The following is a 25,400-nucleotide window of genomic DNA, read 5'->3' as shown; positions in this document are numbered from 1 at the left end:
TAAATGAATTTAAAAGAAGAAATAGAGTCAAGAAAGACATTTGCCATCATTTCACACCCCGATGCTGGTAAAACAACTTTAACTGAAAAATTGTTGTATTTCAGTGGAGCGATTCGTGAAGCTGGGACAGTTAAAGGGAAAAAGACGGGTAAATTTGCAACAAGTGATTGGATGAAGGTAGAACAAGAACGTGGTATCTCAGTTACAAGCTCTGTAATGCAATTTGATTATGATGATTATAAGATAAATATTTTAGATACGCCCGGGCATGAAGATTTTTCAGAGGATACGTATCGTACATTAATGGCAGTAGATAGTGCAGTTATGGTTATTGACTGTGCAAAAGGTATAGAACCACAAACATTAAAATTATTTAAAGTTTGTAAAATGCGAGGTATCCCTATTTTTACATTCATCAATAAATTGGATAGAGTAGGGAAAGAGCCATTTGAATTACTTGATGAAATAGAAGAAACACTTAATATTGACACTTATCCAATGAATTGGCCTGTTGGTATGGGACAAAATTTCTTTGGTATTATTGATAGACACTCTAAAACGATTGAACCATTTAGAGATGAAGAAAATTTATTACATTTAAACGAAGATTACGAACTTAAAGAAGAACACGCGATAAAAAATGATAGTGCATTTGAACAAGCAATTGAAGAAATGATGCTTGTCGATGAAGCGGGTGAAGCATTTGATAATGAAGCGTTACTGAACGGTGAATTAACACCTGTTTTCTTTGGATCGGCATTAGCAAACTTCGGCGTACAAAATTTCTTAAATGCATACGTTGATCATGCGCCAATGCCTAATGCGAGACAAACTAAAGAAGAGGTTGATGTTAGTCCATTCGACATAGATTTTTCTGGGTTTATCTTTAAAATTCAAGCCAATATGGATCCAAAGCATCGTGACAGAATTGCATTTATGCGCGTGGTAAGTGGTGCGTTTGAAAGAGGAATGGATGTAACCTTACAAAGAACTAATAAAAAACAAAAAATAACTCGTTCCACATCATTTATGGCTGATGATAAAGAAACTGTTAATCATGCTGTAGCAGGCGATATTATTGGTTTGTATGATACAGGTAACTATCAAATAGGCGATACTTTAGTTGGTGGTAAGCAGAAATATAGTTTCCAAGAGTTACCACAATTTACTCCAGAAATATTTATGAAGGTTTCTGCCAAAAATGTAATGAAACAAAAGCATTTTCATAAAGGGATTGAACAGCTTGTTCAAGAAGGTGCAATTCAATATTATAAAACGTTGCACACAAATCAAATTATCTTAGGTGCTGTGGGTCAATTACAATTTGAGGTGTTTGAACACCGCATGAATAATGAATATAATGTAGATGTGGTTATGGAACCAGTTGGACGTAAAATTGCGCGTTGGATTGAAAATGAAGAAGATATTAAAGATAATATGAATACTTCTAGATCAATTTTAGTAAAAGATAGATACGACAATTATGTATTCCTATTTGAAAATGAATTTGCAACGCGTTGGTTTGAAGAAAAATTCTCTGATATTAAACTGTATAGTTTATTATAATTGAATGTTTAAACATATCACTATTCGGGCACACCATAGTATATGAAAAATGTTTATATTGCTATGCAGTGTCATAGTATGTATACTGAAAATAACAAATAAATACCTATGACAAAACTGTCAGAGGGGAGTAACTTGAGAATAGTTATTGAATGCATTTAAACTGATAATAACTATTCAACACTTTGTCGTCATTACGAAGATAAGTCTTCCGGTAAAGTGGGCAAAAATATTGCTAAGTGAGACCTTTGCTATTAAATTAGCATAGGTCTCTTTATTTGTATTTAAACTAAAAGGAGTTGTCCACAATGGATCCGAGTTTGATTTTACCTTATTTATGGGTACTTTTAGTACTTGTATTTTTAGAAGGATTATTAGCAGCTGATAATGCAATTGTAATGGCGGTAATGGTTAAACATCTACCACCTAAACAACGTAAAAAAGCACTTTTTTATGGCCTATTAGGTGCATTCATTTTTAGATTTATTGCTTTATTTTTAATAAGTATTATTGCAAACTTCTGGTGGATACAAGCAGCAGGTGCTGTTTACTTAATCTATATGTCTATTAAAAATTTATGGCAATTTTTCCATCAATCAAATGAAAAACATCATAAAGAAACAGGAGACGAACATCATTTCGATGAAACAGGCAACGAAAAAGAAGTAGGCCCTAAATCTTTTTGGGGAACAGTATTTAAAGTTGAATTCGCTGATATCGCGTTTGCAATTGATTCGATGCTTGCCGCATTAGCCATAGCCGTTACATTACCAAAAGTTGGCATACATTTTGGTGGTATGGACTTAGGCCAATTTATTGTTATGTTCCTTGGTGGAATGATAGGTGTCATCTTGATGAGATTTGCAGCAACTTGGTTTGTAGAATTGTTGAATAAATATCCAGGACTTGAAGGTGCTGCGTTTGCAATTGTAGGTTGGGTAGGTATTAAACTTATTATAATGGTACTTGCACATCCTGATATTGGCGTTTTACCAGAAGCATTTCCACATAGTGCTTTATGGCAAACAATCTTCTGGGTAGTATTAGTTGGCTTAGTTTTAATAGGATGGTTAACTTCAGCAATTGGCAACAAGAAAAAAGGTAATCAAAAATAATTTGATTGATATGCTAGAACCTTTGCTTAATAATAATTTAAGTGGAGGTTCTTTTTATTTTAATTTTTATTAGAATATTGCAGTTTTATAGTTAAAATATTAAACTTTAGATTATAAACGAATTTAAAATGATGATGATATATAGTATTAAAATAACTTGAATTTTACAGATAAAGAATGAGTTAAAGAAACTATAGGAGTGGTCTTCTAGTGGATAACAATAAAAAACAAGTCATACCACGCAGTCAATATCGACGTAAAAGACGTGAATACTTTCATAACGTAGAGCGAGAAGAGCGCATAAGACGTGAGAAAATAGAGAAGGAAAATCAAGCTAAAAGAGAACAACATCAAACTAAAGTCAATGAGGAACGTGTTAAAGATAATTTGAGAAAAGCAAGAATAGAGAAGCTGACACAAGAAGAAATACATCAACAACGTGATGATAAAAGTTATAAACAAAAAACTTTAAATCAAAATAATCAAATGAATAAATCTAAAGACGACGATAATAAAATTGGAGAAGAAAGTCTACATGATGTGCGAGTTTCAAGTGATACCTCCACTTTACCGCATCAAAATAAGTCAATAAAAGACTATGATGATTCTGGAAACGAAAGTAAACAACATACTAAATTGACTTCAAAGGAATCTATGCTAGGCGTAAATTCTAATCATACTGAGCAAGATTCAAGAAGTACACAACCATATTCTTCAAAACATAGCTATTCACAACCAAAAGATAAAGACAACGATAATACTCAACAAGCGCAATTTCTTAAAAAAGAAGACAAACAACGTAACAGAGCCGAAAATATAAAAAAAGTTAATGAATTTAAACAATTGGTGGTAGCTTTCTTTAAAGAACACTGGCCTAAAATGTTAATTATTATCGGTATTATAGTATTACTTTTAATATTAAATGCCATATTCACTACAGTTAATAAAAATGATCATACAAATGATAGTGCATTTAACGGTACAGCTAAAGATGAAACAACAGCGATGAAAATTGCTGAAAACTCTGTTAAGTCAGTTGTAACTGTCGAGAATGATTTGTCTAATGACACGACTGTGTCTGATAACAAAAATGAATCTGATAATGAGATAGGATCAGGTGTCGTCTACAAAAAAGTGGGCGACTCTATTTATATTTTTACTAATGCACACGTTGTCGGTGATCAAGAAAAACAAAAAGTAACATATGGTAATGATAAATCTGTGACAGGTAAGGTAATTGGTAAAGATAAATGGTCTGATTTAGCAGTTGTAAAAGCTAAAGTTGCTGACGAAAATATTAAACCAATGACTATGGGGGATTCTAATAATATTAAATTGGCTGAACCTATTTTAGTTATAGGCAATCCTCTAGGCACAGACTTTAAAGGAAGTGTTTCTCAAGGTATTGTGTCTGGACTCAATCGTCATGTACCTGTGGACATTGATAAAAATGATAATTATGATGCTTTGATGAAAGCTTTTCAAATTGATGCGCCTGTGAACCCAGGAAATTCAGGTGGTGCTGTGGTCGATAGAGACGGTAGACTCATAGGTATAGTTTCTTTAAAAATTGATATGCATAATGTAGAAGGAATGGCTTTTGCGATACCTATTAATGATGTACGTAAGATTGCGAAAGAATTAGAGCATAAAGGTAAAGTGAACTACCCCAATACTGAAATCAAAATCAAAAATGTTGGTGACCTTGACGATTCTGAACGTAATGCAATCAACTTACCAGCTAAAGTGAATCATGGTGTATTAATCGGTGAAGTGAAAGAAAATGGTTTAGGAGACAAAGCAGGTTTAAAAAAAGGTGATGTAATAGTAGAATTAGATGGTAAGAAGATTGAAGATAACTTACGATATAGACAAGTCATATATAGTCATTATGATGATCAAAAAACAATTACTGCTAAAATTTATCGAAATGGTGCGGAGAAAAATATTAAAATCAAATTGAAATAAATGTTGAGGTGAAAATCATGTCAGTTTTAAGTCAGCTGCTTAAAAAATCTAGCCCTCAACAAGGGATTATACTCTATTATCTATTTGCCATCGTCGTTGCATTTTTATTATTAAATTTGCCATATGTTCATAAACAAGGGGTTGAGGTTAATCCAATTGATACACTTTTTGTAGCTGTATCAGGTATTAGTGTTACAGGATTATCACCAATTACTATAGTCGACACATACTCAACCTTTGGTCAAATTATCATACTTATTATTTTGAACATCGGTGGTATAGGTGTTATGGCTATTGGAACCATGCTTTGGGTTGTTTTAGGCAAACATATTGGAATTAGAGAACGACAACTCATTATGTTAGATAATAATAGAGATACTATGAGTGGAACGGTTAAACTGATTTTAGAAATTGTAAGAACAATTTTTATTATTGAGTTTATAGGTGCACTCTTACTCGCGTTCTATTTTTATCGGGATAATCCTGATTTAAAAAACGCATTAATGCAAGGCATTTTTGTGTCAGTATCTGCTACGACTAACGGTGGTCTTGATATTACTGGTGAATCTTTAGTTCCCTATGCAAAAGACTATTTTGTACAAACAATAGTAATGTTCTTAATTGTGTTAGGATCTATAGGCTTTCCAGTTTTGTTGGAGTTAAAAGCATATATAAAGAATCGAGTAACTAATTTTAGGTTCTCATTATTCACAAAAATAACGACAACAACGTATTTATTCTTATTTTTATTCGGCGTTATTGTTGTATTAATATTAGAACATAGCAATGCATTTAAAGGATTGAGTTGGCATCAATCATTATTTTATGCATTGTTCCAATCATCAACGACCAGAAGTGCAGGTTTGCAAACGATAGATGTGTCACATTTCAGCGACGCAACAAATATTGTAATGGGATTATTGATGTTTATAGGATCATCTCCCAGTTCTGTAGGAGGTGGAATCAGAACAACAACATTTGCTATTTTAATTTTGTTTGTTATTAATTTTAATAATACTGGTGACAAAACAGGTATTAAAATTTTCAACAGAGAAGTACATATTATGGATGTACAAAGATCATTTGCCGTATTTACTATGGCGTCATTAATTACATTTATTAGCATGATTATTATATCTGCCACTGAACAAGGCAAGTTGTCCTTTTTACAAATTTTCTTTGAAGTAATGTCTGCGTTTGGTACATGTGGTTTAAGCTTAGGTGTGACAAGCGATGTCAACGACATTACCAAGGCTGTATTAATGATATTAATGTTTATAGGTCGTGTAGGACTTATTTCATTCATTATTATGTTAGCTGGACGTAAAGAACCCGAAAAATATAGCTATCCTAAAGAACGTATACAAATTGGATAGTCAATACACTATTAGCAAAGACATACGTGCACCTTTGCTAATAGTTTTTTTATTTAGAATGATATCAATGCGATAATAGTTTTATAACATTTAATGAATGGTACATGTTACACTAAATTCAAGGAGAGGAGTGGCTCTATGGAAAAAAATGAAAATAAAATAGTTGATGTGATTGCAACTTCTGATATGCATAGTCACTTCTTAAATGGTGATTATGGCTCAAACATTTATCGGGCTGGTACTTATGTTAATGAAGCTCGAAAAAATAATGAAAATGTCATATTACTAGATAGTGGGGGAAGTTTGGCGGGATCACTTGCAGCATTTTATTACGCCGTTGTAGCACCATATAAACGTCATCCTATGATTAAGTTGATGAATGCAATGCAGTATGATGCTAGTGGAATTAGCCCTAATGAATTTAAATTTGGATTATCTTTTTTGACACGTTCAGTTGCACTCTCAAGGTTTCCTTGGCTATCAGCAAATATAGAGTATACTGTTACTAGAGAGCCATATTTTTCTACGCCTTATACAATCAAAATGTATTCAGATTTGAAAATTGCTATCGTAGGTTTAACATCAGATGGATTAATGAAGAACGAGTACGCAGAAATGGAAGAAGATGTCTGTATTGAGAAGACTTTGGTTTCAGCTAAACGTTGGATTAGATACATACATGAAGTTGAAGAACCAGACTTCCTTATTGTTATTTATCATGGTGGGTTAAATAAAATTAGTAGTGCCAATAAAAGAAATGAAAAAAATGCAAACGAAGCTGAAAAAATTATGGAAGAACTTGGTGTTATTGATGTAATTATTACCGCTCATCAACATCAAACAGTAGTTGGAAAAGATCATGGAACTATATATGTTCAAGCAGGTCAAAATGCTGAGGAATTAGTACATCTTTCAATTAAATTTAAGAAACGTACAACTTCTTATGAGATTGAGCACATCGACTCAAAAGTTATTGACTTAAATGATTACCATGAAGATGAGCAATTATTAAAAGAAACATATTATGATCGTAAGGCAGTCAAACACTGGGCAAATTCAGTAGTTTCAAACAAAAACAATGGCTTAACAGTTCAATGTATTGAAGATATTATTTGTAAGCCGCATCCTTTTACTCAATTATTACATGATGCAATTAGATTAGCCTATAATTATGATATTTCTTGTGTGCATATACCTAAGAATGGTGAGGAAGGGTTAAAAGGAACTATAAGAAATAGAGATATATACGATGCATACCCTCATCCAGATAAACCTATAGATATCACTGTCAAAGGTAAAAATATCAAAGATATACTTGAATACAGTTATGCGCATATTGATTTTAATAAGCGACAATTAAGTATGACAATGATAGATGAAACGTTATTTACAGTTTGGCAAGGGTTTGATTATTGTATAGACATGTCACAATCACCGTTTAATAGAGTTAAATTAAATGGTCTAAATGAAGAAGATTCGTATAGAATAACAATGACAGATTATTGTTATAGAAACTACAAAATGTATTTACAAGAAGCTATCGTTCACGACACATATTCGGAAACGATGGGTGGATTGATTAGAAAAAATTTAAAATGTGACATGTATTCTGTGAAATTAAATCATAATTTTAAAGTTTATTAATCTTCCTCGTACTATTTATAACGGTGTATGTGTAACTTTTTCTTTAATTAATTTAAAAAAGCATTTCTTAGCTCAAATTCATGAGTCTAAGAAATGCTTTTTTTATCCGTGGAATATCAATAATAAAATGATAGCCACAATTTGACCAATTGTAGTCGTAGCAATACGTCTCGTATATTCATAGCTAAGAGATAGAATGAATTGAGCTACAAAAATAAAGAATACAATCCACCAATTATCTAAGTATATAAATAATGAACTTGAACATATTGCAACAATTAAAATGCTAGCCCATTTCGGTAAGTTATATTTTATTAATTCCTTTTGTAAAACAGTTCTCATATATAATTCATGACAAGGTATCACAAATAATAAAGTAACGAGCATTTGCCATTTAAAGTAGACAACCCGTTCGTGATAATTCTTTGATTAAAGATGCGTATGATAATTCTGATGAAATAAGTGAAAAAATTAATTGTATAATAATAAGTGCGACACTCGTTATTATACCCATGCCTATGGAAGTTAATAATCGTTTAGATGCAATGTCTCTTTGGTAAAAAACATAACTTATTCCAGCTATTAACATAATGCCAGTATATAAATACCAGTATTCTTGATGTTCTCCCCACATCACAAATAATATTGCGTGAAAGATGATGAAGCTTATAACAAACCAAATCAAAGCTTTAGAAACATTTTTCATTTTAATTAACCTTCTTGATCAACGATTTTGTATCGCTTATGATTGATAACTGTCTTTTCCGGTAAATCTAATTCATTAAAATTATCCATAATAGTTAAATCTACAATAACAGAGTTATCATTAATCTTCTCGACACGGCCTCTTAAACCGTCATAAAATTCTACTATATTACCTACTTCTGCAACAGTCATTACGAGTCCTCCCTTAAATCATAGCTAGATTATATTGTACTAAAATTTACTTGACAAATAAACTAATTTCTATGAAAAAGAAGTGAACTAAAAGAAAATTATAAAATGTCATTCATAAATGAGTAAAAGAGTGGAAATTTTTCTATAAATGATTCATAACTAGGGTAAGGGCATATAGAGAGACTTATTTAAGGAGAGAATGTTATGAAATTTATTAGCAACAATAATATTAATGATCCTTCCCTCAATTTAGCAATGGAAGAGTATGTTCTTAAAAATTTACCTTCTGAAGAAAGTTATTTTTTATTTTATATTAACAGACCTTCAATTATTGTTGGAAAGAATCAGAATACAATTGAAGAAGTTAATCAAGCGTATATTGATAAACATCAAATAGATGTAGTGAGACGTATTTCTGGTGGTGGGGCTGTTTATCATGATACTGGAAACTTAAATTTTAGCTTTATCACAGATGATGATGGCCATAGCTTTCATAATTTTAAAAAGTTTACGATGCCCATTGTACAGGCCTTACAATCAATGGGAGTTAATGCTGAAATGACTGGAAGGAATGATATACAAGTAGGGCAAGCTAAAATATCTGGAAATGCTATGGTTAAAGTAAAAAATAGAATGTTTAGTCATGGTACATTAATGCTGAATTGTGATTTAAATGAAGTTCAAAAGGCATTAAAAGTGAATCCAGCTAAAATTAAATCTAAAGGCGTTAAATCTGTTAGAAAAAGAGTTGCCAATATTGAGGAATTTCTAGAACAGCCAATAGATATAGAAGAATTCAAAAAAATTATTCTTAAAACTATTTTTGGTGAAAATGAAGTTGAAGAATATATATTAACAGAAGAAGATTGGAAAAATATTAAGCAATTAAGTGATGAAAAGTATCGTACGTGGGAATGGAACTATGGCAGCAATCCAAAATATAATATTGAGCGTGAAGAGAAATTTGAAAAAGGTTTTATTCAAATAAAATTAGATGTAAAAAAAGGAAGAATTGAACGGGCAAAACTATTTGGAGATTTCTTCGGCGAAGGAGATGTAACCGAACTTGAACATGCGTTAGTAGGTTGCTTACATGATTTTGAACATATAGAAGAGGCACTTCAAAATTATGATTTCTATCACTACTTTGGGGATATAGATAAGTATGAAATTATAAGATTGATGTCCTAAGTATGATAAAAAGGTCTATTCTCAACTTATTTTAAAGTAGGGAATAGACCTTTTATGATGAGTGACTCGAGTCTAATTTATTCACTTAAAAATGCCTCCAATTGTTTAAATTCGTTAGTATATTGAATAAAATCGTTCTCGTTTTTATTGATGAGCGCTTCGTCAATTAAGAGTTTAAGTTTAGCTTTTCTTGCATTTCTGAGTGCTTCTTCAATGACGAGTTCAACGCCTAAATCGTTCACTGTCATTACAAAATCTTCTAATGTAGTGTACTTGACCTCAGTATTGTGATTCATAAAGACCACGACCTTTCAATTATTTAATATACATGTATTATACTGATTTTAAATTTTGAAATCAATGAATATTCTGACATTTTAAAAGAAATATGTGTAAAAAGAAAATAAAAGTGGAACTTGAATTTATTTTAAGCTTGGATAAAATATTATTAGGTTATAGTTTTTTAGTTTTAATAACCATCTAAGTAATCGAATAAAGTGAGGTTTTTTAATGACACATTTACCCGAAACGATTTATGTTATACGAAAAGGTGATATGGTAATACGACCTAAATATGATGAATATCAGCAAACAAATGGTACTGAAATTATCAGATTTGATCAAACTCGCAAAGAAAGTCCATTTAAAGTACAGAGAATTATCGAAAGATCATGTAAATTTTATGGTAATAATTATATTAGTAAAAAAGCAGAAACGAATCGTATTACTGGAATCTCTAGTAAACCACCTATTTTACTTACGCCTCTTTTTCCTACTTACTTTTTTCCAACTCACTCAGACCGTCAAGAAGAAAATATATGGATTAATATGCATTATATTGAAAATGTTAAAGAACTTAAAAATCGTAAGAGTAAAATAATTTTTGCGAATGGTGATTCGTTAACGCTCAATGTATCATTTCATAGCTTGTGGCATCAATATACGAATGCAATCATCTATTATTACATGGTAGATAAGCAATCACGAATGAAATCTAACAACCCTGAACAACCCATTGACTATAATCAGTCTTCTCTAAATATTTTCGAGGCGCTCTCACGCTACTCCCTTTTTGAAGAAAATTAGCTTTTTTCCCAAACTATTGATTTTAAAAATTGATGACAGTGTTTCAATTTAAAATATGCGGGACGTTAATATTAAATAAGTGTAAATGTTCCGTATATTTTTTTAATATAACTCTTGAAAAATTCAACAAGATTGATATAATAATACTTGTGCTTGATAGAGACAGATTAATTATTATTTATCCGCAGTAGCTCAGTGGTAGAGCTATCGGCTGTTAACCGATCGGTCGTAGGTTCGAATCCTACCTGCGGAGCCATATGGAAACGTACTCAAGTTGGCTGAAGAGGCGCCCCTGCTAAGGGTGTAGGTCGCGAGAGCGGCGCGAGGGTTCGAATCCCTCCGTTTCCGTTATTTGTTTATACCTCGTTAAATCCCGTAAAACAAAACGTTGATTTGACGGGGTTTTGTTATATCTTGTTATCTATCGTTAAACCTCGTAAGTTAAACTAAACGTTCCTCTATATTGTTAAATTGATAAAAACGCCACCCGCAATATTAAATTACGTTTCCGTTCATTAATAAAAATCAGTTTAATTCTGATTAACTAAATTACGCTAGAACCTTGATATATCAGCGTTCTTTTTTATTTTGTTGAAAATCTGTAAAAGTCTGTTTTAATTATTTTGATTAATGCGTAGTCAATATTGATTAAATTAAAGACAAGTTGTCTGGTTCGTTGAGCACTTAAAAATATATTATATTATCCGGCATTGCAACTTCTTCACTTTTTAATACTTTTAATAAATGACTATAAACACGCCAAGTAATTTCAATATTTGCATGACCTAGTCTTTTCTGTAATGACGCTTATAATGGTTTAAATCCATTATAAGCGATATTTTTTGCTCTCGGCAGAGCATATGTATTAATGACTTATTGAAAATAAGTCTTGTCTGTTAGACTTTAATTATAAAATACACGCAAAACCTTTATGTAGAGGAGTGATTTTAATATGTCTTATTCGATTATCAGAGTAGAAAAATTAAAAACTGGAACAAACACAATAGGTATTCAAAAATCATGTTCAAAGAGAAAATATTAATTATGAAAATGAAGATATAGACCATTCAAAAAAACATCTAAATTATGATTTGATAAATGACGGAAAACAAAATTTTAATGATTTGATTGATGAAAAAATTGAGCGGAACTATACAGGCAAAAGAAAAATTAGAAAAGACGCAGTAAAACATATAGACGGAATGATTACATCAGATAATGAATTTTTTAGTAATCAGACACCAGTAAATACAAAATTTTTTTGAACAGGCTAAAGAATTTTTAGAACAAGAATACGGGAAAGATAATTTGTTATACGCAAAGCTTCATATGGACAAACGCCTCACGTGCACTTTGAAATTGTACCAATTACAGAAGATGGACGATTAAGTGCTAAAGATGTTGTAGGTAATAAAAAAGCATTAGCAAGCTTTCAAGATAAATTTAATGAGTATGTAAATGAACGTGGTTATGAATTAGAACAAGGAACTTCAAGAGAATTAACAAATAGACAACACGATCAAGTTAATAGTTATAAACAAAAAACAGAATATCATAAGAAAGAATATGAACGTAGGTATAAAATTCAGCCCATATAAAACAAAATAACGAAGAATTGATACAATAACATACCTAAAATCACTAGAAACGCTTAGAAAGCCTTTAAACGTTCTATATAAGGTTGAAACAGAAAAAGTAGGCGGTTTGTTTGATAAAGAATTACAAGAGACTGCTAATGTTGTTATAAACAAAGATGAATTTAATCAGTTTCAAGAGTAATAAAAATAGCACAAAGAATTATGGAGGATTACGAATGTATAAAATCTGTTAGCGCCTTAGAAGATAAAGAGAAGGAAATACGAGAGAAAGATGATTTATTAAATAAAGCAGTTGGGCGTATTGAAAATACATACGATAATTTCAATCGACTTTACGAAATGGCAAAGCCATTTAAAGAGAATGTAGAAATAGCTTTAAAGCTTTTAAAAATTTTACTAAAAGAGCTAATGAAGAAACACATTTGCGGAAAGAGTTAATAAGTTAACAGAAGATGAATCATAACTAAATGGGTCAGCAGTACACTTAGATAAACAAATGAACCCAGAATTCTATTCAGAGCTAGAACAAATACAAGAACAAAAGAATCAAAAACGGATAGAGGTATGCATTTATAACATGCACATATAGTTGATTAAAATTCTGAATTTTGTTAATATTACGATAAATAAAAAAGAACATTTATAATAACGTGATTGCGTTATTATTTGATTGGTTTGTTATTTTTAGTAGTATTTTAATTTCTGTAACTTTTAATAACATTTTGATCTATCTTGTAGCTATTATATTAATTGGTAGTAGAATGAGAGCATTTGATAATTTAATGCATGAAGCTTGTCATCGATCTTTATTTACAAATAAGTTTTGGAATAAATGGATAACTTGTTTATTTGTTGCATTTCCAGTATTTACTAGTTATACAGCATATCGAAATGCTCATCATTGTACTGGATTTTTTAAAACTACATTGCCTGGCTTTTATAGTGTAGTTAAAGATATTTTTACACCGAACTATGAAAGGAAAGAGAGTTAGAATATGTTGCAACCTTTGATACATGGACTATTATTAGCTTTAGGTTTAATTTTACCTTTAGGGGCTCAAAATGTGTTTGTATTTAATCAAGGAGCTAACCAAAAAAAATTAGTAAAGCATTACCTGTAATTATAACAGCTGGACTGTGTGATACTTTTTTAATTGTAATAGCTATTTTAGGAGTATCTTTAATACTAATATCTATGCCAACTTTACAACTTTTTATTTACATCATCGGGTTTTTGTTTTTGATGTATATGGCATGGTCTTTATGGACGGAAAAGCCTTCAAATATCGAAGAAATAGAACCTATTTCAGCTAAAAAGCAGATTTTATTTGCTTTATCTGTTTCTTTATTAAATCCTCATGCAATAATGGATACTGTTGGTGTTATCGGAACGAGTGCTTCAGTTTATGATGGTTATGACAAAGTTGTTTTTTCATTGGCTACAATTTCTGTATCTTGGATTTGGTTTGTCTTTTTAGCTATTTTAGGAAGAATTACAGGAAAAATTGATAAAAGTGGTAAGTATATCGTTATTTTAAATAAAGTTTCTAGCGTTATTGTTATTATTGTAGGATTAATTATATTAAAAAATATTGTTGGAATTTTAAGTTAGAGCGAAGGCAAACTGATGGATGTACATAACACGTAAAGCACTGTTCAAAATAGGGCAGTGCTTTACGTGTTATAATGTATCTGTTTTATTTTTAGAACTATGATATTCAACTTTTGCGTGTTTTTCTTCATTTGCTCTGTCGAACTCCTCAAATTCTACAAACAAATGTGTATGTTTATTATTATCACCACGTAAAAGTATTAACGATAATACTGAAGGTTTCTCCACACTGCGATATTTTCATCAAGATTTAAATCTTGATGAAAATATTATGAGCAAAAGGAAATCTGTTTTAATAAATAAACTAGAAAAAAATGGGGAGAGTAAGTTTTTTAAAAACTAGCTAGTACTGTCGAAAAAACTGAGAAAGTCATAAACTATATAACTATAAATCTCTTTTGGAAATAGATGGTCGTTTAGACCTAAAAAGTAATTTTGATAATCCTAAACTAATATTGAATACTAAAGTTAATAATAAAAGTTTAAATCAATATTTAATATTTTAGTAAATTAAGAATGAAGAAAATAAGAGAAACGTACCAAAGATGTAGTTCGATAAGTTGAGCAATTGGCGTGTGCATAACAATACAAAAAGAATATTTTTGGCAACGGACAATATAAAAAACGGAATTGCTAATCAATTCCGTTTTTTATATTTCTATTTGTGATTGTTTTTATTGCTATCGTTAGAATTTTTGAAAATAAGGTTTCGTATCATTTTGACAATATAACCGGAAACTAAAATTCTAATAACTCTCTTAATAATATTCTGCATGTTAACTCCCCTTATATTTTGTTTGATATTTTATACCCAGTTTTTGTAGGAGCTAAAAGTAAAATTTGTTATTTTGGAAAATATGAAGAAATATTTTTAGATGTTATTTTTTATCAAAAGTTATGTAGCCGTATTCATCTGCTTTTTTAGTAAAAATAACAATGATAGCATGAATGATTGCGACAACACTTGGAATGCCAGTCCAGAAAAAGACGAGATGTAGAATACCTTGTCCAACTTGGTCGGCATAAAATTTATGCACGCCCAGACCACCTAAAATCAATGCAACTATAATATAAATTGTTTTGTTAACTTTCATTATGTCTACCTCCGTATGGTTATTTTAGTTTTTAGTCTTATCTTTATTTTTACAGATAATTATTTAGTTTATCAAAGTAAAAGTATTAAAGAAGATGTTATGATATAAAGTGAAGGTTTCAATTTATAGTGATTGTTTAATTTTAAGATGTCAACATTATGTCGTATTTATTTTTTATTTAGAAATTGAGTATAAACTTTAGCTATCAATATCTAAAAGGGGAGTCAAATGTGATTAGAAAAGCGAAAACGAGTGATAATCGACAGATTGCAGAGTTATGTTACCTTATTTGGAGAGATATGGAATTAGATATTACCAAGGAAATAACTAAAGATCGTATTATTGAAGCGATAGAATTAAGTATTGTGAATGTGAGATATCGGTCGTTTTATGAGCATATTTGGGTATATGAGAAAGACGGGGTTGTTGCTGGATGTGTAATTGCGTATCCTGGGAAAGAGGAAATGGATTTTGAACAACAATGGCTTAAGTTACCACTTGAAGAAGATATCCTTCAGTTAGGTACACCATTACCTGAAAAAGAATCATACGATGATGAAATATATATAGAAGCAGTAGTAACGACTCCAAAATATCGAGGACAAGGTATTGCAACACAACTTTTAAAGTATGTAATTTCCACTCATGCACATGAAAAATGGGGATTGAATTGTGATTATGATAATAATAAAGCACGCCACCTATATCACAAATTAGGGTTTAAAGAGGATGCGACAATTCGTTTATATGGCCATCAATATTTTCATATGACATTGAATAATAAGTAACATCACATCATAATGAAAGGTGTGTGATGTATATAAATGAATAAACATTAATTTTGTTTACAGATTGAATTTTTATAAATGGTTTCAGTGGGGCATAAGTTATAAGCGCGTTGTCTAAACATACTCTGAACCCCAACTTGCCTTGTCTGTAGAATTTTTGTTTGAAATTCTGGGTTTAGACAATTGTTGAAATAACTTGATAGAAGTATGTTTTTAAATTTAATTGTTGTCTGTCTTTGCAATAAAAAAGCCTGGGGCATTATTATTGTCCCAGACTCATTCGTGTGAAAGTTTAGATTGCACCTAAAAGTGCACTAATATAGATTCCTAATGCATACAATAAACCAAAGAATGTATTCGTTTTACCTGTCGCAGCCATCGCAGGCATCATTGTTTCAGGTGTATCATTTTTATTAAAACGTCTCACTGCTTTAATAGGCATTGGGAATGATAATAAAACTAACAAGTAAAATAGTGATCCCGCAGGTTTAAAAAAGGCTGTAATGATGACAATGATGTATGCGATGGCATACATTATTGCCATAAAAATAACTGAAGCACGTTTACCTAAAAGTATAGGCAAAGTTTTTCTACCGCTAGCCTTGTCTTTAACACGGTCACGAATATTGTTACCCATATTGATTAAACCAATTGTGATGACTATTGGAATACTTAACCATACGGCATATCCTTGAACATTACCGGTTTGTATGAAAAATGAAAGTAGTATGATAATCATACCCATAAATAATCCTGAAAATAGTTCACCAAAAGGTGTCCATGAAATTGGAATAGGGCCACCGGTATATAGATAGCCAATTGCCATACAAACTATGCCTACTGGAATAATCCAGAATGAGCTTTGTATTGCTAAAAAGATACCTAAAAGTGCTGCAATGATGTAAAAAGCAATTGCTAAATTCATTACTTGTTTAGGACTCATACCATTACGTACAATAGCGCCACCAATACCCACAGAGGTATGATCATCAAGACCTTTTTTAAAGTCATAGTATTCATTAAACATGTTTGTTGCAGCTTGAATTAACAAACATGCAAGCAACATAGCTAAGAAAAGACTGAATTTCAGATGGTCTTCGCTACCGAGTAAATATATTTTAGCTGCTGCAGTACCAACGAGTACAGGGACAACAGCGGCTGTTAAAGTATGAGGTCTCATCAATTGCCAGTACTTCTTAACAGTGGAATATTGTTGATATTGATCTGACATGATATGCACAACCTCTTATTTATATAGATTTATCATCAACATTTTAAATGAAACACCAGTAAAGGTCAATCAACGTGAAAAATTGCATGTTTAGTTTAAGCATTAATAACTACATAAAAGATTAAAAATGATACAATATAATAATGAGTAAAATTCGGAGGAGAAAGAAGTGAAAAAAATGGATGTGAATGTAGACGAACAGGCAATCGTCGATAAGTTATATGAAAGTACAAAAGATTGGGTTTCAGTTGAAGTTGAATTAAATAAAACTATGAAACCTAGTGTGTTGTTTCATTTAACTGAAAAAGATGCTGGGGACCGTTTTTACATGCGCTTAAATGATAATTATTCTTCGTATTTTGGATATCATGCTATTCATAGGTTTAAAAACGACTTTGAGAATAAGCAATCCATTTTTAAGGACTGGGAAAAATTAAAAAATAATATTGAACTTATTCATCCACATAATAAATATCATCATCTTAGATTGTGTGGCGGTTTTCAATTTTCGAGTCACAAATCAGATGATGAATGGAGAGAATATGGTTTAAACCATTTTGTTTTACCTAAAGTATTAATTTCTAATGAAGGTACGCGTACTTATCTAACTTATACAACAAAGCGACAAGATTTTGATTTACAAGCATTTAAAACTTTAGTGGCACATTTTGAACAAACAACCATGGATAACCCTGAGGAAGCACTTGGAGATGTGACGCGTATGGAAGATATTTATAAGGATGATTGGCGTGATCTCGTAAAAGAAGCGATTGATACGATTGACGACAATAAAAAAATCGTTCTCGCACGTCGTCGTTTAGTCAAATTTGATAAAAAAATCAATATTCCATATGTTTTAAACCGGGCTCTTGAAAATGAAAAAAATAGTTATATATTTTTATTAGAAGCTAATCAGTCAATATTCTTTTCTCAAACGCCTGAGCAATTAATCAAAGTTGAAGATGGTGTTTTATCTACAAAAGCTGTAGCAGGTACCATTAAACGTACACATAATGAGCAAATAGATAATAAGAATATAGAGGCATTTCTTAAAGATAAGAAAAATTTAGGAGAACATCGTTTTGTTGTTGAGAGCATCTTAAATGATATTGAGCCTTTTGTACAGGATGTAGAGTACAATGAAACGCCTAATATTTTAAAAAATGATCATATGTATCATTTATATACGGAAATCAAAGCTAATTTAAATGACAAATCATACATTGGTTTAATCGATCGTTTACATCCTACACCTGCGTTAGGTGGCTACCCTAAAGAAGAAGCGCTTGATTTTATTGAGAATAAAGAGTTTGGTACTCGAGGTTTATATGGCGCGCCGGTAGGCTATATTGATGTTTATGATGATTGTGAATTCATTGTTGCTATACGTTCTATGCTAATTAAAGAGCAACAAGCGACTTTATACGCTGGATGCGGCATTGTTAAAAATTCGGATCCTGATAGTGAAGTTGCTGAAACTGCAGTTAAATTCTCACCAATGATGAACGCCTTAGGAGTAGATAATAATGATGAATCATAGTGAAGCTTTAACTGAACAAGTATTTTCATTTGCTTCAGAGCTTTATGCTTATGGTGTAAGAGAAGTAGTAATTAGTCCAGGTTCACGTTCAACACCATTAGCACTTGTTTTCGAAGCACATCCAAATATTAAAACATGGATTCACCCTGATGAGCGAAGTGCTGCATTTTTTGCTTTAGGTCTTATTAAAGGTAGCGAAAAACCTGTAGCAATTCTTTGTACATCTGGAACAGCCGCTGCGAACTACACACCCGCTATAGCTGAAAGTCAAATTAGTCGTTTGCCTCTCGTTGTTTTAACGAGCGACAGACCGCATGAACTGCGCAGTGTGGGTGCACCTCAAGCAATCAATCAGGTAAATATGTTTAGTAATTATGTGAACTTTCAATTTGATTTGCCGATTGCTGATGGAAGTGAACATACAATTGATACAATTAATTATCAAATGCAAATTGCAAGTCAATATTTATATGGACCACACCGAGGACCGATTCATTTTAATTTACCATTTAGAGAACCACTAACACCAGATTTAGATCGTGTCGATTTATTAACATCTGTAACTAAAACGTTACCTCATTATCAGAAATCGATTTCGGTAGATGATATAAAAGACATATTACAAGAAAAAAATGGTCTCATCATTGTCGGAGATATGCAACACCAAGCTGTTGATCAAATATTAACGTATTCAACTATATATGATCTGCCAATCTTAGCAGATCCCCTTAGTCAGCTTCGTAAAGAGAAACATCCTAATGTTATAACCACTTATGATTTATTGTATCGAGCAGGATTAAATTTAGAAGTAGACTATGTCATACGTGTAGGTAAGCCAGTTATTTCTAAAAAATTAAATCAATGGTTGAAGAAAACCGATGCGTATCAAATTATTGTGCAGAATAATGATCAAATTGATGTATTTCCGACACCACCTCATATATCTTATGAGATTTCAGCAAATGATTTTTTCCGTTCATTAATGGAAGAACCACTTGTTGAACGAAAAAAATGGTTACAGCAATGGCAATCACTTGAACAACAAGCACGCATTGAAATAAGTGATTACTTAAAGCATGCGACAGATGAAGCGGCATATGTAGGGAGTTTAATTCAAAAACTTACAAAAGAAGATACATTATTTGTTGGAAATAGTATGCCAATTAGAGATGTCGATAATTTACTGTTTGATAGTGAGGCATCTGTATACGCTAATCGGGGTGCCAATGGAATAGACGGAGTAGTTTCAACTGCGCTAGGTATGGCGGCACATAAGAATGTGACATTGCTTATTGGTGATTTATCTTTTTATCATGACATGAACGGTTTATTAATGGCCAAATTAAATGAACTTCATATTAACATTGTATTAGTTAATAACAACGGAGGAGGTATCTTTTCATATTTACCTCAAAAACGATCGGCTACAAAATATTTTGAGCGATTATTTGGAACACCAACAGGCTTAAACTTTGAATATACTGCACTGTTATATGATTTTACATTTAAGCGCTTTGATAATTTGACTGACTTTAAATATGCTGAATTATCTAAAATGGGTTCTCACATGTATGAAGTTATAACCAATAGAGACGAAAATTTGCATCAACACCAAAATTTATATCAGAAATTGAGTGAGATTGTTAATGTTACATTATAATTTTTATGAATCTAAGAACCAAAGTAAGCAATTATTGGTGATGTTGCATGGTTTTATAAGTGATGCTACTACTTATCATTCACATATAGAACGCCTCGTAGAACATACAAACGTGCTCACAATTGACTTGCCTGGCCATGGCTTAGATACTTCATCTATGGACGAAGTGTGGGATTTCCCGTTTATTACACGTCAACTTGATGAAGTTTTAATACAATATCAAACATATGATGTGTTTCTTCTAGGTTACTCTATGGGTGGCCGGGTAGCACTTTATTATGCTATACATGGTAATGAAACGCTATCAGGGTTGCTCTTAGTGAGTACTTCAGCAGGTATTCAAAATGAGACGGATAAAGTAGAACGTGCCCAAGTGGATGCTGCACGTGCAAAAGTACTTGAAATTGCTGGTTTAGATATTTTTGTGAATGATTGGGAAAAGTTACCACTTTTTCGTTCGCAGTATAATCTAGCACCTGAGATACGCCAAAGTATTCGCAATAATCGCTTGAATCAAGATGCTAATAAATTGGCCAAAGCACTTCGTGATTATGGTACTGGTCATATGCCTAATTTATGGCCACATCTATCATTGATACGCATTCCTACTTTAATTTTAGTAGGGGAAAAAGATAAAAAGTTTGTTCAGATAGGACAACAATTAGAGAATCACTTACAAGATAGTCATAAAGTTCAAATTTCTAATGTCGGACATACAATTCATGTGGAAGATAGTACGGAATTTGATACAATAATATTAGGTTTTTTAAAGGAGGAGCAAAATGACTAGACAGTGGGAAACACTTAGAGAATATGATGAAATTAAATATGAATTTTTCGAAGGGATTGCCAAAGTAACGATTAATCGTCCAGAAGTAAGAAATGCATTTACTCCTAAAACAGTTGCTGAAATGATTGATGCATTTTCACGTGCGCGTGATGATCAAAATGTATCAGTAATTGTATTAACTGGTGAAGGGGACAAAGCGTTTTGTTCAGGTGGAGATCAAAAAAAACGTGGACACGGTGGTTATGTAGGTGAAGATGATATTCCTCGTTTAAATGTATTAGATTTACAACGTTTAATTCGTGTGATTCCTAAACCAGTAATAGCAATGGTTAGAGGCTATGCAATTGGTGGAGGAAATGTACTTAATGTTGTTTGTGATTTAACTATCGCTGCAGACAATGCTATTTTTGGACAAACTGGACCAAAAGTAGGCTCATTTGATGCTGGGTACGGTTCTGGCTACCTAGCTCGTATAGTTGGCCATAAAAAAGCAAGAGAAATCTGGTACTTATGCCGTCAATATAATGCACAGGAAGCTTTGGATATGGGCTTAGTGAATACTGTAGTTCCATTAGAACAAGTTGAAGACGAAACAGTTAAATGGTGTAAAGACATCATGCAACACTCACCAACTGCTTTACGTTTCTTAAAAGCAGCAATGAATGCTGATACTGATGGTTTAGCTGGTTTACAACAAATGGCTGGAGATGCGACTTTACTTTACTATACTACTGATGAAGCGAAAGAAGGACGTGACGCGTTTAAAGAAAAACGTAATCCTGATTTTGACCAATTCCCTAAATTCCCATAAGCAATATGTTGAATAATAGACTGGTTTTGAAATGCATATTATAATTACAATTCCAATCTAGTTACTGAATAGCAATTATTTAAAATCGCCTAAGACACGAATTATGTCTTAGGCGATTTTATTATTTCATTGGAATTAATAAGTATCAGTAACTATTAGCAAAATTGGGAGATATAAGTAATCACCAATGTAAAAAATGAAAATGTACTATTTAAAGTGGATGCTCACGATTTGCGAGTGTAAATCTCAGATAAGCACACACACTTGATACATTTAAACCTATTGTTGTGTGGGCTTGGTACACTCATAAATTTCAATTCAGGAATAAACGTTTGCCAGACGATTTATTTAGTTGGAGTGGTCATTTGCTCTGGATAATGTTGCTGTAAATAATTTTCTAATCGATGCATTCCTTTTTTTAATGTTTCCATATCATAAGCATATGAAATTCGAATATACCCTTTGCCAATATCGGTGAAGGAAGAACCAGGAACCATAGCTAAGTGTGCTTTCTCCAACACATCAACACAAAATTCAAAATCGTTTTCCGTAAATCTTTTAATACTAGGGAAGATGTAAAATGCGCCTTCAGGTTGAGCAGTTAATTCGAAGCCTAATGATTCTAATTTTTCTTTCAGGTAATTACGACGTTCGATATAATCACGATTCATGTATAGAGGGGCATTTATCCCTTCATTTAAAGCGGTAGTACAAGCAATTTGAGCTGGTACATTTGCACAAATACAATTGTAAGCGTGCATAAAGGTTAATTTTTCAATTAAATATTCAGGACCAAGTAAAAAGCCGATTCGAATACCTGTTGCAGAATGGGACTTACTCAAACCACCTATAAGTAATAATTGATCTCGAATTTCTGGAAATTCAGCAAAAGATGTATGTTGTCCTTTAAACGTATTTTCAGCATAAATCTCATCACTGATTATAAAAATGTGTTTGTTTACAAGTGTGTCTACTATATTTTTGACTTCAGAGCGTTCGAGTATTACACCTGTTGGGTTGGTAGGGTAATTTAGAAGTATAGCTTTAGTTTTATGCGTTAGATGCGACTCAATCAGTTCAGGTGTTACTTTAAAATCTGATTGTGTGGTATCTATATATACTGGATTTCCACCTAGAGTTTCAACTAATGGGATATAACCAGCGTATATCGGTCCTGGAATAAGTATATCATCGCCAGGCTCAATAATGCTTCTTAACGATGTATCTAATGCTTCACTCGCACCATTAGTAACGATGATTTCTTCCTCACTATAAAGGAAATTATATTTTCGTTTAAAATATTGGCTAATAGCTTCGCGTGTTTCAAATAAACCTTTGTTATGAGAATAACTTGTTTTATCGTTTTTGATTGCTTTGATATAAGCATTTTTGACCACATCTGGCATAGGAAAATCGGGTTGTCCAATTGTTAAATTAACACAATCGTCAATCGCTTTAATTCTATTAGAAAATTGACGAATACTAGGGGCTCTTAAAAATTTTGAACTTGAATTTAATGATAATTTCATTTGCTAAAACCTCTCTATATAAAAATACCAAAATGTAGTATTTAAATTGTTTAAATAGTCTCATAATTCTTTCAAATTATTACTATCATAACATATTTTAATCTCTACATTTTGGTGATTTACTGAATTGTTTTATGAAATTTTAATTTTTAAATTGAGAGGGCCTTTTTAAATTAATGAACGGATTCGTCCATTTGCAAACCCATTTTGAAGATAATATTAATACAATCACACTCGCACTGATAAATAAATAAAGATAGGTAAAGATAGAAATCTGATCCTTAAATGGATATAAATCAAACCCGCGAATGACTCCTATAACGATACCGTGTAATAAATAAACAAACATTGTGCGCTGTCCTATATATGTATAAATACGCTTAGTTTGTGGCATTAGATTTAGAAATGCACACATAGTTAAAAGTATAATGATATAGAGTAATAAGCGTTTTAGAGGACTATAAACATCCTCCCCGTTACTTTCTAAAGAAGTATAAGGTGTACTTCCTAATAACCAATCTCCATTAATAGGATGGATTGTGTATCCTATAAAGAAGGTAATCAGAATGATTATTGAAATGGGGATCCATTTTTTATTTCTAAGTTTTTCCGTATGTGATTGTGTAACCAAATGTCCTATAAAGAAGATAGGGAAGAACACAATGGTTCTTGATATACTCATATAACTATCGATATTGCCAGAGAAACCAGCTAATACAGAAACAAGTATGGATATGAATAATACAATATACGGATTATACCTTCTCACTATAACTAAAACAACGTGAAAGAAAAAAAGGGTGAGTAAAAACCACAATGCAAAAACCGGATTAAATGGGTCTAATTGAATTGCATCTTCTTTACCAGTGAAATAGTAATAAAGTGAGAAAAACGCAAAAAATATTACATAAGGAAGAAGTAATTTTTTTGCAATTTTTTCTAAATAGTTAGGTTTATCTAAATTCTTAGCAAAATAGCCTGAGATAAACAGAAAGGTAGGCATATGAAAGCTATATATTAATAAATATAAAGCTTGTAAAAATTTATCTTCAGATGTATAAGGCTGTAATAAATGTCCTAATACGACTAGAAATATCAATATTGCTCGAGCATTATCGAAAAAATAATCCCTATCTTTGATGGCTGTCATAAACGCTCTCCTTTTTTACAATTTAGACATACTCTAATGTAGTATAAAAATAGGTAATGATGCAACGAATTTGTGCAATGTGTATATTTGTATTGTATAATTTATAAATAAGGCATATAATATTATTAACTTAATATAGTGGAGTAGAACAACATGTATAAACAACTTGAAAAACTTATCACACTGACAAATAATGATTTGAATTTAGTTAATAGACGCTTTGGTCAACGAACTGACATTACTTCTGAACAATTAGAGTTACTACGTATTTTATATAATTATGATCGTTTATCTCAATACGATTTAACTATGAAGATTAGTAGGGAACAATCAATTGTATCAAGATGGATTAAAAAGTTAGTCCAAAAAGGTTATATCATGAGTCAACAATCTCATGAAGATTTACGATGTAAAGAACTGATATTAACTGAAGAAGCAAGGGCTTTAATTCAGCAAATCAACACGGCGAGATGCGAGTTAATTGAAGCGAGATGTCAATGTCTATCTTCAGACGAAATTGCAAGTTTAAATCAATTATTAAACAAACTTAATAGTAGACACATTTTCATCTGATATATATCGGTTTTTAATTATGATGTTAAGTGTAAAATACATTCAATTATATATAAACATATAAAGCTAAGCAACTGAATTGTAATATTAAATTACATATAAGTGTGCTTAGCTTTTTTATATTTGAAAAAGTTTAATATTTAGCATATGTCATATTCGAAGCAGTGACAGGATAAATAAT

The 25,400-nt window shown here is 31.5% G+C and carries 24 protein-coding genes, 2 tRNA genes, 2 pseudogenes and 1 riboswitch; of the genes and pseudogenes, 19 read left to right on the top strand and 9 right to left on the bottom strand.

The genetic code is table 11. From position 1 onward, the window contains the following. The first annotated feature begins 3 nt into the window (after positions 1-3). The 5 genes from FNL83_RS08855 to FNL83_RS08835 all read left to right on the top strand — a co-directional run bounded on the left by FNL83_RS08855 (position 4) and on the right by FNL83_RS08835 (position 7,669). A complete protein-coding gene (locus FNL83_RS08855) occupies positions 4-1,566 on the top strand; it encodes a peptide chain release factor 3 (protein ID WP_001829318.1) in 1,563 nt (520 codons plus the stop codon). A 113-nt stretch (positions 1,567-1,679) separates the two neighbouring features. Then, positions 1,680-1,803: riboswitch (yybP-ykoY riboswitch) on the top strand. 71 nt (positions 1,804-1,874) lie between these two features. After that, positions 1,875-2,681: a TerC family protein gene (locus FNL83_RS08850; RefSeq protein ID WP_001829314.1), complete on the top strand. Its 807-nt coding sequence runs from the start codon at positions 1,875-1,877 to the stop codon at positions 2,679-2,681. Between the two features lie 210 nt (positions 2,682-2,891). Beyond that, positions 2,892-4,649, top strand: a complete 1,758-nt coding sequence (locus tag FNL83_RS08845) for a S1C family serine protease (protein WP_001829335.1) — start codon at positions 2,892-2,894, stop codon at positions 4,647-4,649. A 17-nt stretch (positions 4,650-4,666) separates the two neighbouring features. Further along, on the top strand, positions 4,667-6,025 hold the full coding sequence (locus FNL83_RS08840; protein WP_001829321.1) for a TrkH family potassium uptake protein: 1,359 nt from the start codon (positions 4,667-4,669) through the stop codon (positions 6,023-6,025). 138 nt (positions 6,026-6,163) lie between these two features. Further along, positions 6,164-7,669, top strand: coding sequence for a bifunctional metallophosphatase/5'-nucleotidase (locus FNL83_RS08835; RefSeq protein ID WP_001829277.1), 1,506 nt, complete (start codon positions 6,164-6,166; stop codon positions 7,667-7,669). Positions 7,670-7,771: 102 nt separating this feature from the next. On the opposite strand, the pseudogene FNL83_RS08830 reads toward FNL83_RS08835, so the two are convergent. Further along, positions 7,772-8,375, bottom strand: a pseudogene (locus FNL83_RS08830) (CPBP family glutamic-type intramembrane protease). 5 nt (positions 8,376-8,380) lie between these two features. After that, on the bottom strand, positions 8,381-8,566 hold the full coding sequence (locus FNL83_RS08825; protein WP_001829339.1) for a YkvS family protein: 186 nt from the start codon (positions 8,564-8,566) through the stop codon (positions 8,381-8,383). A gap of 204 nt (positions 8,567-8,770) precedes the next feature. Between FNL83_RS08825 and FNL83_RS08820 the strand changes: the two genes are divergently transcribed. After that, on the top strand, positions 8,771-9,757 hold the full coding sequence (locus tag FNL83_RS08820; protein ID WP_001829269.1) for a lipoate--protein ligase: 987 nt from the start codon (positions 8,771-8,773) through the stop codon (positions 9,755-9,757). Positions 9,758-9,834: 77 nt separating this feature from the next. Here the strand turns inward: FNL83_RS08820 and FNL83_RS08815 are convergent, their stop codons facing one another. Then, complete coding sequence (locus tag FNL83_RS08815) at positions 9,835-10,053, bottom strand: IDEAL domain-containing protein (protein ID WP_001829292.1); 219 nt, start codon at positions 10,051-10,053, stop codon at positions 9,835-9,837. A 214-nt stretch (positions 10,054-10,267) separates the two neighbouring features. On the opposite strand from FNL83_RS08815, the gene FNL83_RS08805 reads away from it, so the two are divergent. From FNL83_RS08805 to FNL83_RS08765, 7 genes and pseudogenes are all read left to right on the top strand, one after another. Next, positions 10,268-10,843, top strand: a complete 576-nt coding sequence (locus FNL83_RS08805) for a competence protein ComK (RefSeq protein WP_001829272.1) — start codon at positions 10,268-10,270, stop codon at positions 10,841-10,843. A 181-nt stretch (positions 10,844-11,024) separates the two neighbouring features. Further along, positions 11,025-11,099 (top strand) — tRNA-Asn (locus FNL83_RS08800). Between the two features lie 3 nt (positions 11,100-11,102). Further along, a tRNA-Ser gene (locus FNL83_RS08795) sits at positions 11,103-11,191 on the top strand. A 689-nt stretch (positions 11,192-11,880) separates the two neighbouring features. Next, a pseudogene (mobV, locus tag FNL83_RS12400) lies at positions 11,881-12,441 on the top strand (MobV family relaxase). Between the two features lie 201 nt (positions 12,442-12,642). Beyond that, positions 12,643-12,879 (top strand): hypothetical protein, encoded by a 237-nt coding sequence (locus tag FNL83_RS08775; RefSeq protein ID WP_001829451.1) that lies wholly within the window; start codon positions 12,643-12,645, stop codon positions 12,877-12,879. Positions 12,880-13,091: 212 nt separating this feature from the next. Continuing rightward, a complete protein-coding gene (locus tag FNL83_RS08770) occupies positions 13,092-13,433 on the top strand; it encodes a fatty acid desaturase (protein WP_002456621.1) in 342 nt (113 codons plus the stop codon). Between the two features lie 107 nt (positions 13,434-13,540). After that, positions 13,541-14,053 (top strand): LysE/ArgO family amino acid transporter, encoded by a 513-nt coding sequence (locus tag FNL83_RS08765; protein WP_306532126.1) that lies wholly within the window; start codon positions 13,541-13,543, stop codon positions 14,051-14,053. A 69-nt stretch (positions 14,054-14,122) separates the two neighbouring features. On the opposite strand, the gene FNL83_RS08760 is transcribed toward FNL83_RS08765, so the two are convergent. The 3 genes from FNL83_RS08760 to FNL83_RS08750 all read right to left on the bottom strand — a co-directional run bounded on the left by FNL83_RS08760 (position 14,123) and on the right by FNL83_RS08750 (position 15,147). Further along, complete coding sequence (locus FNL83_RS08760; protein ID WP_001829449.1) at positions 14,123-14,281, bottom strand: hypothetical protein; 159 nt, start codon at positions 14,279-14,281, stop codon at positions 14,123-14,125. 430 nt (positions 14,282-14,711) lie between these two features. Beyond that, positions 14,712-14,828, bottom strand: a complete 117-nt coding sequence (locus tag FNL83_RS12395) for an SAR1012 family small protein (protein ID WP_353616739.1) — start codon at positions 14,826-14,828, stop codon at positions 14,712-14,714. Between the two features lie 103 nt (positions 14,829-14,931). Continuing rightward, positions 14,932-15,147 carry a TM2 domain-containing protein gene (locus FNL83_RS08750; protein ID WP_001831694.1) on the bottom strand — a complete coding sequence of 72 codons (216 nt, stop codon included), beginning with the start codon at positions 15,145-15,147 and terminating at the stop codon, positions 14,932-14,934. Between the two features lie 230 nt (positions 15,148-15,377). On the opposite strand from FNL83_RS08750, the gene FNL83_RS08740 reads away from it, so the two are divergent. After that, the gene (locus tag FNL83_RS08740) at positions 15,378-15,935 is read left to right on the top strand and encodes a GNAT family N-acetyltransferase (RefSeq protein ID WP_001831688.1); all 558 of its coding nucleotides are present in this window, start codon (positions 15,378-15,380) and stop codon (positions 15,933-15,935) included. Between the two features lie 292 nt (positions 15,936-16,227). Here FNL83_RS08740 and FNL83_RS08735 read toward each other — a convergent pair whose 3' ends face one another. Next, a complete protein-coding gene (locus tag FNL83_RS08735; protein WP_001831680.1) occupies positions 16,228-17,166 on the bottom strand; it encodes a 1,4-dihydroxy-2-naphthoate polyprenyltransferase in 939 nt (312 codons plus the stop codon). Between the two features lie 178 nt (positions 17,167-17,344). On the opposite strand from FNL83_RS08735, the gene FNL83_RS08725 reads away from it, so the two are divergent. The 4 genes from FNL83_RS08725 to menB are packed head-to-tail and all read left to right on the top strand — an operon-like array spanning position 17,345 to position 21,967. Beyond that, complete coding sequence (locus FNL83_RS08725; protein WP_002439285.1) at positions 17,345-18,706, top strand: isochorismate synthase; 1,362 nt, start codon at positions 17,345-17,347, stop codon at positions 18,704-18,706. After that, positions 18,693-20,366, top strand: a complete 1,674-nt coding sequence (menD, locus tag FNL83_RS08720) for a 2-succinyl-5-enolpyruvyl-6-hydroxy-3-cyclohexene-1-carboxylic-acid synthase (RefSeq protein WP_001833068.1) — start codon at positions 18,693-18,695, stop codon at positions 20,364-20,366. The genes FNL83_RS08725 and menD overlap by 14 nt, the downstream gene beginning before the upstream one ends. Continuing rightward, positions 20,353-21,156: a 2-succinyl-6-hydroxy-2,4-cyclohexadiene-1-carboxylate synthase gene (menH, locus tag FNL83_RS08715; protein WP_001831647.1), complete on the top strand. Its 804-nt coding sequence runs from the start codon at positions 20,353-20,355 to the stop codon at positions 21,154-21,156. The genes menD and menH overlap by 14 nt, the downstream gene beginning before the upstream one ends. Then, complete coding sequence (menB, locus tag FNL83_RS08710) at positions 21,149-21,967, top strand: 1,4-dihydroxy-2-naphthoyl-CoA synthase (RefSeq protein ID WP_001831706.1); 819 nt, start codon at positions 21,149-21,151, stop codon at positions 21,965-21,967. The genes menH and menB overlap by 8 nt, the downstream gene beginning before the upstream one ends. A 344-nt stretch (positions 21,968-22,311) precedes the next feature. Here menB and FNL83_RS08705 read toward each other — a convergent pair whose 3' ends face one another. Both FNL83_RS08705 and FNL83_RS08700 read right to left on the bottom strand, forming a co-directional pair. Further along, positions 22,312-23,496, bottom strand: coding sequence for an aminotransferase class I/II-fold pyridoxal phosphate-dependent enzyme (locus FNL83_RS08705; RefSeq protein WP_001831637.1), 1,185 nt, complete (start codon positions 23,494-23,496; stop codon positions 22,312-22,314). A 142-nt stretch (positions 23,497-23,638) separates the two neighbouring features. After that, positions 23,639-24,646 (bottom strand): acyltransferase family protein, encoded by a 1,008-nt coding sequence (locus tag FNL83_RS08700; RefSeq protein WP_001833065.1) that lies wholly within the window; start codon positions 24,644-24,646, stop codon positions 23,639-23,641. A gap of 153 nt (positions 24,647-24,799) precedes the next feature. Here FNL83_RS08700 and FNL83_RS08695 point away from each other — a divergent pair, with 153 nt between their 5' ends. Then, positions 24,800-25,219: a MarR family transcriptional regulator gene (locus FNL83_RS08695; RefSeq protein WP_001831691.1), complete on the top strand. Its 420-nt coding sequence runs from the start codon at positions 24,800-24,802 to the stop codon at positions 25,217-25,219. Positions 25,220-25,400: the final 181 nt, after the last annotated feature.

Source organism: Staphylococcus epidermidis (assembly GCF_006742205.1).
Taxonomy (GTDB): Bacteria; Bacillota; Bacilli; order Staphylococcales; family Staphylococcaceae; genus Staphylococcus; species Staphylococcus epidermidis.
The sequence above is the reverse complement of the archived record's forward strand: the minus strand, read 5'-3'. Positions and strand labels throughout refer to the sequence as shown.